Source organism: Bradyrhizobium sp. HKCCYLS2038 (genome assembly GCF_051167655.1).
Taxonomy (GTDB): Bacteria; Pseudomonadota; Alphaproteobacteria; order Rhizobiales; family Xanthobacteraceae; genus Bradyrhizobium.
Map to the genome: position 1 here is coordinate 1304252 of NZ_JBNPTM010000001.1, position 10144 is coordinate 1314395.

Genomic DNA, 10144 nt, shown 5'->3' on the forward strand with positions numbered 1-10144 from the left:
CCGATCGATGATCCCGCTTTCCAATCAGTCAGTTCAGGACAAGATCCGATCTATGGATGACATCACGTGAACTGTGTTAGAGATCACTTGAATACGTCATTGCCTTTCTGACATCGCCGCACCGGCCGGGATTTATCTGCTGCGTGCGGACACGAGGTTGATCATTCGGCTCACCGTGGCGCGGCCACGGGAGCGGCGTAACGGCGGACCACTCGGACGATGATGTTTCTCAATCTCCTCCGTCAAGAGATGGGAGGGTCGTTCTATCAGCTGCTGATCATGGCCGGACTCGCCGGCCTGAGCAACGCGGCGGTGCTGGCGACGGTGAATGCCGCCGCGCAGGCCAGCAAGAACGGCAAGCCCGGCGCGGCGCTCGGGGTGCTGTTCGTAGCCTCGCTGCTCCTGTTCATGGTCGCCGGACGGTATCTGTTGCTTGGGGCGGTCGGACAGATCGAGGCGCTGATCCACCGTTTGCGGTTGCGCCTGATCGGCTATGTGCGGCAATCCGAGCTGCTCAAGCTGGAGGAGATCGGCCGGCCGCAGATCTACGCCGCGATCGTCGAACAGACCGATGCACTGCGGCAAGCGACCAGCTCGCTGGCGTTCGCGACCCAGGGCGCCATCCTCATCGTCTTCGTTGCGCTCTACATCGCCTGGATGTCGTTGACGGCCTTTGCCTTGAGCGCAGCGGTGATCGGCTTGGCCAGCGCGGTCTACTTCATTCGGAGCCGGGACCTCGCCGGACGGCTGAAGGCGGCCGCCGAGTCGAATGACCGGCTGTTCCAGCGCGTCACCGATCTGCTGGATGGGTTCAAGGAGGTGCGGCTCAACAGCTCACGCAGCACGGATCTCTATGACGACTTCGTCGAGGTGTCGCGCACCGCGGCCAATCTCAGGATCCGGACCCAGGCCGAAACCTTCAAGCGGCTGCTGCTGTCGCAGACCTTCATGTACGTGCTGCTCGGCGTCATCGTGTTTGTGGTGCCTGCGTTGAGTACCGTTTCGGAAGGTGCGCTTTCGAAGACCACGATGGCCGTGCTGTTCGTGATCGGCGCCTGCTTCGGGCTCGTTCAAGCCGTTCCGGTGATGCAGACGGCCGGCGTTGCGGCGGACGGATTCGAGAAGCTCGAGGCGCGGCTGCAGGCGTTCGCCGCCGAGGACAAGGTCTGCGAACAGGAGGCCGAGCCGACCTTCGCGACGATCGAGGTCCGCGACGTGCACTTCCATTACCAGGACAGGAAGCTGGACAAGCCGTTCCAGATCGGCCCGGTCGATTTCACGCTGCGCAGGGGCGAGCTGATCTACATCACCGGGGGCAACGGCTCCGGCAAGTCGACCTTCCTGCAGGTGCTGGCCGGCCTGTATGCGCCGGATACCGGCGAGATCACTCTCGATGGCGTGCGCGTCACCGACGACAATCGCAATGCCTATCGCGCGCTGTTTGCCGCCGTCTTTGCCGATTATCATCTGTTCGATCGGCTCTACGGCGTCCCCGAGCCGCCGGCCGGCGAAGTCGAGCGGCAGCTGGCGCGCTTCCAGCTGACCGGGAAGACGGCGGTCACCGACGGGGAGTTCGACACGCTGAACCTCTCGACCGGCCAGCGCAAGCGGATCGCGCTGATGGTCAGTCTGCTGGAGCGGCGCCAGATCCTGCTGCTCGACGAATGGGCGGCGGAGCAGGATCCTGAGTCGCGCCGCCGGTTCTATGACGAGCTGCTGCCGGAGCTGCATCGTGCCGGCCTGACCATCGTGCTGGTGACGCATGACGACCGCTATATCGGTCGTCTCGACCAGATCGGTCGCGGGCTGCGCATGCAGGATGGGCGTTTTGTCGCAAAGCCGATCCCGAGAGAGGAGACGGCGTCCTAATGATCCGCCCGGGCGAGGTCGACAAGAGGCGCGAATTCGACTATTAGTTGCTCGGGCGCTTTGCATATCTCGTTGGAGGAGCCGGGCCAATGGTGCAGTCAACGACTGAAACGGGAGTTAAGGCGAAGATGGATGCGAAGCGAGAGGCCGAGTCGCAGACGATCGACAACCCGCCGACAGACGCGGAACGCGATGAGATGGCGGCGGCGCTGGTCAGCCGGTTCTCGAAATGGTCGGCGGCCGCCGGTGTGATTCCCCTTCCGATCGTCGACATGGTCGCGGTCGGCGGCATCCAGCTGCAGATGCTGCGCCGGCTCGCAGAGATCTATGATGTGCCGTTCTCGGACAACCGCGGCAAGTCTGTCATCGCCAGCCTGGCCGGCTCGATCATTCCGGTCGGGGCGGGCGCTGCCGCGGCGACCGGGCTGTTGAGCGCGCTGAAGGTCGTGCCGCCGCTCGGCATGACGTTGGCCGCGGTGACGATGCCCGCCGTCTCCGGTGCTGCGACCTATGTGATCGGCAAGGTGTTCATCCAGCACTTCGCCTCCGGCGGCACGCTGCTCGACTTCAATCCCGGTGACTATCGGGAGTTCATCAAGAAGCAGACGTCCAGCGCCTCCACCGCGGGGTCCGATCTCTGATCAAGCCTCGTGCGCTCCTCTCGTGAGGGAGGAGCGCAAATTGGCGCGGGCGAGTGGTTGACGGCTGTTATAAGCCACCCCAATTCCATGGCGATGCATACACGTGCCCTCCGACTGGTGACCCGGACTGAATTGTCCGTCGCCAACACATCGGTCGGAAGCGTTTTTAGATTCGGATGGCAGGCTGATATCGATGTGGTCCCACTCTAGCGGCTCGCCTTGGCTTGCCGAAACGGATTACGTCGGACGACCAAAACTCCGTCTGTTCTGTCTGCCCTATGCCGGCGGTGGCGCGGCGATCTATCGTGGCTGGTCGCGCGAATTTCCGAGCACGATCGATGTGCGCGCGGTCCGGCTGCCCGGACGCGAGCAGCGCGCGGCAGAACCGGCATGGACCAACCTGGAGCAGGTCGCGGCCGCGCTGGCGCGGGCGCTGTTGCCGCTGCTCGACCAGCCCTTCGCCTTCTTCGGTCACAGCATGGGCGGCGCCATCGCCTATGAGGTGGCGCGCGTGCTCGCCCGCGACCATGGCCGGATGGCGTCGGGCTTCATGGCGTCCGCATGCCGCGCGCCGCAACTGCCCTCGAGCCGGCCTTGGCTGCATCCGCTGCCTGATCGCAAGCTGCTGGACGAACTGCGACGGCTGGGCGGCACGGCACCGAGCGTGCTGGACAATGCGGAGCTGATGCAGCTGGTGCTGCCGACCTTGCGCGCCGATCTGCAACTGATCGAGACCTATGTCGCGGCCCGGCCGTCCAGCCTGGATTGTCCGATCGTCGCGTTCAGTGGCCTGCGCGATTTCGAGGTCGGCCGCGACGACATCGCGGCGTGGCGCCAGGTCGGCAATGGCGACTTTCGCCTGCACGTCGTCGAAGGCGACCATTTCTTCATCAACAGCGAACGCGAGCGGCTGATCAGTCTCGCGGCGACGGAGGCCGAGCGCTGGATCGCCTGACGCGGACCGTGTGCGGAGTTGCCGCGGCGAAGGACATCATCGCGGCGGCTGCGGTTGTTGCGGTGGTCGTTCCGTCCGGGGACGATACGGCCGCGGAGCCGGCCGCGATGCTGGCGGAGGCGGCGCCGGCGACACCAGCGACGGGATGTCCGACCAGCTCGGAGGAAACAGCGATTGCGACTTGGGCGGCGTACCGGAGTCCTGCGGGCCCGGCTCGGGCGTGACGGGAGCGGGTTTGGCCGCCTCGGCCGGCGGCAAGGCGACCGGCGCGGCATCCGAGGTCGAACCTGCAGGCGCGGCAGTCTCGGTGCGCGGCCGTGGTGCGGGAGGCGGGGCTGCCGGTTCGGCATTGGCGACGGCCGGAGCAGGGGCGGGCGCGTCGGCATTGCCGAGGATGATCGGCAGGCCGTCCTTGTTGCTGCCGATGATCACGGTCTTGGCGTTGTGCGATTGCGCGAGCTGCAGCGTCGCCTCGATACCGCGCCAGCGCAGATAGGAATCCGAGATGCCCTGGCTGACGATCTGCTGGAAATCCCGGATGCCGGTTGCCTCGATCCGCTTGCGTTCCGACTCGCGCGTTTCCCGGATCACGCGGTACTCATACTCCTGGGCCACATAATACTGCTCGATCTTGCGATTGATCGCCGACATCACCGCCTCCGGCAGCACGATCTCGAGCACCAGGACGTCGACGATGTCGATGGCGTCGTTCAGGGCCGGCGCCAGCGGCACGTTGTCCGGAAGTTGCGAGCGATGCACCGTCTCCGGCTGCACCAGCCGGTTCAGCTGCGCGTCCACCTTGGCCTGGCCGCTGCTGCGGATGGTCGTCTTGATGGCCTCGCGCGCGGTCGAGTAGACCTCTTCGGCGCTGTACTGCGCGATCACCTCGCGCGCTCGGCTGCCGAGCTCGGGTCGCACCACGAGGTCCATGTACTCCGGGCCGATGAACTTGTGCAGCTGCGGCAGCGAATTGTGCTTCAGCTGGAAGCGCACGTTGATGGTTGCGGCGATGCTGACGCCGTCCTTGGAGATCGCGTTGTAGGTCTGGGTCGCGCTCTGCAGCCTCAGATCATAAAGGAAGAGCCGATCCCACGGCCAGACGAAGTGCAGCCCTTCGTTGCGAAGCTCGTGCGGGTCGAGCACGGTGCCGCGCCCGGCCATGCAGAAGCAATACAGGCTGAAATGGCCGATCCGCTTCCACAGCACGCCGGCCTGGCCGCTCGGAACGGTGACCGCGACGAAGGGGTACATCACCGACAGGAACACCGTCGCCACCATCAGGCTGACGACGATCAACGGCAGCCAGCGCGAGGCAAAACGTTGCCAGCGCGTTGGCGGGGAAGCCGACGAAACGGTTGTACGCGTCTTCACACCCCGGTCTCCGCCGCATGCCGCTCCACGAGCCGCCCTTCATCCATGCGCAATCGCCGCGACGGGAAGGTCAGCTCTTCGATGTCCAACTCGTCGTGGGTGATCATCACCACGGTCGTCCGGCTTCGCTTCAGCTCAGGGAGCAGGTCCTGATAGAACGTCCGGCGAAATTCCGGGTCCTGCTCGGCCGTCCACTCGTCGAGCAGGAGGATGGGGCGGTTCTCCAACAGCCCGATCACCAGCGCCAGCCGCTTTCGCTGGCCGCTCGACAGGTCGAGCGTGGTGAACTCGCCGTCGACCAGCCCGGTCTTGCGGTCGAGTTCGAAATAGGTCAGCAGCCGCTCGACCTCCTTCAGATCCGCCGCGGCGATGCCGTAGGGCCGCTGGAAGAGATGGAAGTCGGAGAAGATCGCCGCGATCAGCTCGTGGTAGTCCTGGCGGGTTCGTGCATTGACGCGCACGCCGTCGAACGTGATGTCGCCCGACAGCGGTTCATAGAGGCCCGCAAGCAGCTTGAGGAAGGTCGACTTGCCGGATCCGTTGCCGCCGGTGATGAAGACGATGTCGCCGCAACGCAGCGTGAAGTCCAACGGTCCGACCTGAAACAGCGTGTCCGACGATGGCTCGGTGCGCTGGAAGACCACGTTGCGGAGGCTGATCTCATTGAATTCGCGCCGCGGCGCCGACGGCAAGACCGATGCCGCGGTGCGGGCGGAGCGCAGTTTGGACTCGATCCCGATGATGCCCTCGGTCGCTGCATTCGCAGCCGCGATGACCGGAATGGCCTGGACCGCGCCGAAGCAACTGCCGACCAGAAACAGCAAGGGCAGGGTGACCTTCGCGATCGCCTCGCCGTCGACATCGCCGAAACGCGGGACCACGAAGACGACGATGCCAAGCAGCCCGTAGAGGGAGCTCTGGGTGAAGATCGTGCCGCGGAACGTGTCGCTCTGGGTGCGGATGCGGATGTTGGCAGCCTGTCGCGACACCTCGATCGTGTCCTCAAACAGCTCATCGCTGCGCGCGCGGTTGAGGCGGACCTCCCGGAAGCCGTCGAGAAAGTCGGACAAGCGATTGAGCATCCGATCCTCCAGTCCGGACGACTCGATGGCTCCAGCGGAGTGCGCGCGATTCATCACGTGGGTGACCCAGATGATCATTCCGATCATGAGGGCGCTCATCGTGAAGATCAACGGCGAAAGGTAAGCGATGTAGATCCCGACGAAAAACAGCATCACGACGCCTTGCCCAGCAAGCGCGAGGCTTTGCGCTGCCTGGGTCATGGTCGTGGTGTGCCCGAGGATGGCTGTTAGGATGGCGGGACGACCGATTCCCTCCAGCAGCACGAGCTCGGACTGGCGGATCTCGTCGGCGAGACGCGATTGCAGCCTGTGCACGATGGCGCCGATCTCGTTGGTCGTCGCGACCAGGAGGTAATCCTGTGTCTTCACGAACACGAACAGCGACAGCGCGAACGCGCCCGCCATCCAGACGTTCATCCCTTCGTTGCCGGAGGTCTGGGAGCTCGCGTTGATCGCCCCCAGCGCCGCGGCGTTGCTGGCGCCCGCGACGCTGGAAATGACGGTCAGCCGTCGCAAGGTCCCGCGCATTTCCCGCCGGATGAGTTGGAAGAAATGCATGTCTGGGGACTCGACCCGTTCAAGCTCGAAGATGGCGGCGTGGGCCGGCCCATGTCCTCAAGTTCTGGATAATGGTTGCGGATTGATGGTTTGCTGGATCTACAATCGGGTCGAGTTGGCCGGGGCGGTTAAGAGAAGGATGACGAGCACGACGACGGGCGTCACGATGATCGACGCAATGAATGTCGCGAGAAATCCAAGGCGGCGCTGGGTTCCGCACAGCCCGACGAGCACGCAGAACGTCAAATAGATGAGGGCGTAAGCGGCTCCCGTCATTGCCGCGTCCGCTGTATGAGGGGGACGCGCGCTTTACGCGCACGAGCGCGACACGGGGCGATGATCATGCGCGCGACCGGCATGGACTCGGGACCAGGTACTTGAGACGATTGACAGACATCACGGACTTCAGATCGGAAGCTTGGAATCAGTCACTTGCGAGATCATGCGACCATCTCAGGCTGAAGCGTCGGCCTCAACCGGAGTGGCTCATGCTTCCGATCTGGCTGAAGAGCCGGCGCGGCGGCGCAAGCTGAAATCGTCCTTCGCTGTCCGTGCGAACTGCCGATAGTCGGGCGGCGTAAAGTCGAGCAGCGTTCCGCCGGACGCAAAGTGCTGAATGAAGGCGCGGCCGATCGTGTAGGTCGCGCCGGCGCAGAGCGTCGGCATGGTCACCGCAGCAACCGCGGTTCCGACGCCCGGGATGGCCTTCAGAAGTCCTGCGGCGGCTGGAGCCGCGCCGGCCGGGATCAGCGTACCAGCAAAGCTGGCGATGATCGACTTCCCCCGGTTCTCCGAATAGGGAACGCCGTAGATATCGGACAGCTTGCGCAGCATCTGCAATTGAAGTCCGCCCACTGCCGCCAGGTCCAGCAGCGGCACCGGAATGAGTGCGGCGGCACCGGCCCCCATTGCGAAGCGGTCGACCAGCTTCATGGCGGCTTCGTCCCGCTCCTGGTCCGAGACCGACGCCGTGGTACTGTCGCCGGCCGGGGTCGTGACTCTCGCCGGCGGAATGACGGTCGCCTTCGGCTTGCGCGCGCCTTGTTCGTTCGCGTCCTGGCTCATCTGCGAACCCCTCGCCCCGACACCGCGGAGTATTAACAACTATTTCGTGGTATGATCCTGCATACCTATCATAAGTTTGTGCTCTAGACCAGTCATCATCTCACTCATCACGTGCTGATGCATGGTTCGCAGCCCGGCGTCGTCCCAACATCGGACATTCGCCGAGAGATGAGCTTGAATTTGATGAGATGCCGTCGATGCTGCGACCAGCCTCGGCTGGATCAGTCACCTGCCCCTCGATGTGCGTTTGTCCGAGCATGACGCTCCGCGCCGTGGCGCGGAATGGAAGGCGTCACGGGAATACCAACCGGATTGTGATAGTTGGTGATAGCTGACGCGGCGTTGGATTCGATGCTTGCGTTGCGGTCGCGCTGTGAGGAGGAATGAACTTGATCGGCTCACACTTGCCGGACGTCCGCACCCGGAGGCGAAGCTCGAGCACCGAGTGCTGTCGCGCATATATAAAGTGTCGGTAGGAAAAAGGAGGCGGCATAGAGAGTAAGTGCCGGGACAGACTGACGAAAGTTAGCGGATTGCCGTCGCGCTCGTTGGATCGCCTTGGAGCCGTTGGCCTTGGAGCCGTTGGCCTGGAGCCGTGCCCAGGAGTCTGCGGTATTTGTTGCTTGACCGTGCGTAGTGATTGAATAACACTATAGGTTGTTGATTTTGATGGAAACACCCGCGAGACGCCAGGGCGTAACTTTGTTGGAGCGTTCGAGACAGGTGAATTTGGAAGGGGATCGCAGCGTGTCCGAACATAGAATGCGGATGCTGAGCCGTATTGATGCAAAAGTCGGGTTCGTGCCGTCCCCCGTCGAGCAGTCATACCCCCCCAGCAAGTCCGGCTTTGACTATGAATCCGTCGATCCATCAGTGGCGAGATTCCTGAAGGGGCAGGCCCGGCGGATCAGCCAGACAAGTTCGCGTTCGATCATCCAGGTCGGCAAGGATCTGCTGGCCGCCAAGCACTATCTTGCGCATGGCGCCTTTGCGAACTGGGTCGAGCAGGAAGTCGGTATCCCGGTGCGAACGGCGCAAAACTACATGCAGGTCGCGAACTGGACGACCGGCAAAAGCGAAAACGTTTCGCATTTGCCTGCCTCGCTGCTTTACATCCTGTCTGCTCCGAGCGCTCCGAAGGAGCTGGTGGATGACGTGTTGGCCGACGTTGTCGCCGGAAAGCACATCGCCGTGTCGTCGGTTCGCGAGCGGGCGCGGGCGCTGCGACGGGGCGACGACCGCCGTGCTTCGATGATCGGCAGCAAGCGCGACGACGCTGTCATCGAGGAGGATGACGCGGACGTGAGTAACGACGTGCGGCTCGATCGCGAAGCGTCGCTGGCCGAGTTCGTTCGCGTGCTCCGCGACGGATTGTCCGCGCGCGATCTCGAGCGCGTGATCGGGATATTCGCTCGCCCGTCGCTGAGATCCGATCCCGAACTGGGAAATTCCATTTACAACGCGGTCGCCATGGTTCGATCGGGAAAAATGCATCTCGATCACTTGGCCGTCGAGCAATGATGGCGTCGCACCCGTCATGTCAGTCGCGGATGCCGCAACGTGTGCCGTGCGGGGCAGCTTCGGCTGCGAAGACGGTCTCGAGGTAGGGTGCGCGACGCCGGAGGTCTGCACTTACAACGATCGTCCACAGATAATAGTCGCATGTGGGCCGGGACCGTGATCCACTTGCAGAGCTCCCGGCGATGTTGACGTACAACATTGAGGTGAAAGGCCGGCCGATCACCGGATCATCCTCGTTCTCAAACGGCTTTGTCGATCAGGAGCACCGATGTCCAGCATGTCCGCCGAGCCGCGTTACCTCGTCGTCATGAACCACGAGGAGCAGTACTCGATCTGGCCCGAAGGGCGTGAGATGCCGCCGGGCTGGCACGCCACGGGCATGGCGGGAACGAAGCCGGAATGCCTGGCTCATATCGACGAGGTCTGGACGGACATGCGGCCTCGCAGCCTGCGCGAGCAGATGGCCAATCCGGGTCCCGCGCCGACTCCGATTGCCATGCCGGAGGGGCCGACCGTCGTGGAAACTCTCAGCCGTGGCGATCATCGCGTGGAGATCGTCGGTCTCGGCGACGATCCGTCACGGCGGCTGCGCGAACGCATCGAGCTCGGACATGTGATGGTGCGGTTTCCAGAGACGCGCGGCGGCACCGAGCTCGGCATCCGGTTCGATCCGAAGACGCTCGAACTGGCCGGCTGCGACTTGGAGTCGCGCCAGGGCATGTTAGCTCTGCAGGGCAAACTCACGCTGGATGGCACACGCGTGTGTGTTCACGCCAAGATCGACGTCGCTGAACTGGCCGGTCGGGGCTGGCTCGAAGTGCTGAACTAAGCTCCGGAGTCGATGCCTCTGCGCGCGTTGCGAGGCGCTCGCAGATCCTGCGGCGGACTTGGCGAAGGACATCGCCGGCTGGACGAGGTGCTGGAGCGATCTCCAGCGGACTATCAACGTCCGCAATCGACTCGTCGCATCTCCCCTGTGTCTTCGACGATCAGGTGGTTGCGGGTGACCGCGTGGTCGATTCGCGACGTCGCTTCGTAACAGCGGGCCGATCTCAATCGTGGACGAAGGCGCGCGAACATTG

9 protein-coding genes are annotated in these 10144 nt (G+C 63.7%); 5 read left to right on the forward strand and 4 right to left on the reverse strand.

All coding sequences use genetic code 11. The features are described from left to right. Positions 1-219 precede the first annotated feature (219 nt). From ACQR1I_RS05780 to ACQR1I_RS05790, 3 genes are all read left to right on the forward strand, one after another. Positions 220-1869 (forward strand): cyclic peptide export ABC transporter, encoded by a 1650-nt coding sequence (locus tag ACQR1I_RS05780; protein WP_434867586.1) that lies wholly within the window; start codon positions 220-222, stop codon positions 1867-1869. Between the two features lie 128 nt (positions 1870-1997). Beyond that, complete coding sequence (locus tag ACQR1I_RS05785) at positions 1998-2510, forward strand: YcjF family protein (protein ID WP_434867585.1); 513 nt, start codon at positions 1998-2000, stop codon at positions 2508-2510. A gap of 193 nt (positions 2511-2703) precedes the next feature. Next, positions 2704-3465 carry a thioesterase II family protein gene (locus tag ACQR1I_RS05790; protein ID WP_434888710.1) on the forward strand — a complete coding sequence of 254 codons (762 nt, stop codon included), beginning with the start codon at positions 2704-2706 and terminating at the stop codon, positions 3463-3465. 36 nt (positions 3466-3501) lie between these two features. Here ACQR1I_RS05790 and ACQR1I_RS05795 read toward each other — a convergent pair whose 3' ends face one another. The 4 genes from ACQR1I_RS05795 to ACQR1I_RS05810 all read right to left on the reverse strand — a co-directional run bounded on the left by ACQR1I_RS05795 (position 3502) and on the right by ACQR1I_RS05810 (position 7541). After that, positions 3502-4836 (reverse strand): prohibitin family protein, encoded by a 1335-nt coding sequence (locus ACQR1I_RS05795; protein ID WP_434867583.1) that lies wholly within the window; start codon positions 4834-4836, stop codon positions 3502-3504. Further along, entirely contained in the window at positions 4833-6476 is a 1644-nt protein-coding gene (locus ACQR1I_RS05800; protein ID WP_434867582.1) for an ATP-binding cassette domain-containing protein, read from the reverse strand. Before ACQR1I_RS05800 ends, ACQR1I_RS05795 begins: the two co-directional genes overlap by 4 nt. A gap of 99 nt (positions 6477-6575) precedes the next feature. Then, on the reverse strand, positions 6576-6752 hold the full coding sequence (locus ACQR1I_RS05805; RefSeq protein ID WP_434867581.1) for a hypothetical protein: 177 nt from the start codon (positions 6750-6752) through the stop codon (positions 6576-6578). Positions 6753-6962: 210 nt separating this feature from the next. After that, positions 6963-7541, reverse strand: a complete 579-nt coding sequence (locus ACQR1I_RS05810; protein ID WP_434867580.1) for a YcjF family protein — start codon at positions 7539-7541, stop codon at positions 6963-6965. A gap of 762 nt (positions 7542-8303) precedes the next feature. Between ACQR1I_RS05810 and ACQR1I_RS05815 the strand changes: the two genes are divergently transcribed. Both ACQR1I_RS05815 and ACQR1I_RS05820 read left to right on the forward strand, forming a co-directional pair. Next, positions 8304-9062 carry a DUF3102 domain-containing protein gene (locus ACQR1I_RS05815; RefSeq protein ID WP_434867579.1) on the forward strand — a complete coding sequence of 253 codons (759 nt, stop codon included), beginning with the start codon at positions 8304-8306 and terminating at the stop codon, positions 9060-9062. Between the two features lie 277 nt (positions 9063-9339). Next, on the forward strand, positions 9340-9891 hold the full coding sequence (locus tag ACQR1I_RS05820; RefSeq protein ID WP_434867578.1) for an MbtH family protein: 552 nt from the start codon (positions 9340-9342) through the stop codon (positions 9889-9891). The last annotated feature ends 253 nt before the right edge of the window (positions 9892-10144 follow it).

Bases quoted from the DNA above. Each gene is read 5' to 3' on its own strand.
- ACQR1I_RS05780 (WP_434867586.1), top strand. From the start codon at position 220: ATGATGTTTCTCAATCTCCTCCGTCAAGAGATGGGAGGGTCGTTCTAT.
- ACQR1I_RS05785 (WP_434867585.1), top strand. From the start codon at position 1,998: ATGGATGCGAAGCGAGAGGCCGAGTCGCAGACGATCGACAACCCGCCG.
- ACQR1I_RS05790 (WP_434888710.1), top strand. From the start codon at position 2,704: ATGTGGTCCCACTCTAGCGGCTCGCCTTGGCTTGCCGAAACGGATTAC.
- ACQR1I_RS05800 (WP_434867582.1), bottom strand. From the start codon at position 6,476: ATGCATTTCTTCCAACTCATCCGGCGGGAAATGCGCGGGACCTTGCGA.
- ACQR1I_RS05805 (WP_434867581.1), bottom strand. From the start codon at position 6,752: ATGACGGGAGCCGCTTACGCCCTCATCTATTTGACGTTCTGCGTGCTC.
- ACQR1I_RS05810 (WP_434867580.1), bottom strand. From the start codon at position 7,541: ATGAGCCAGGACGCGAACGAACAAGGCGCGCGCAAGCCGAAGGCGACC.
- ACQR1I_RS05815 (WP_434867579.1), top strand. From the start codon at position 8,304: ATGCGGATGCTGAGCCGTATTGATGCAAAAGTCGGGTTCGTGCCGTCC.
- ACQR1I_RS05820 (WP_434867578.1), top strand. From the start codon at position 9,340: ATGTCCGCCGAGCCGCGTTACCTCGTCGTCATGAACCACGAGGAGCAG.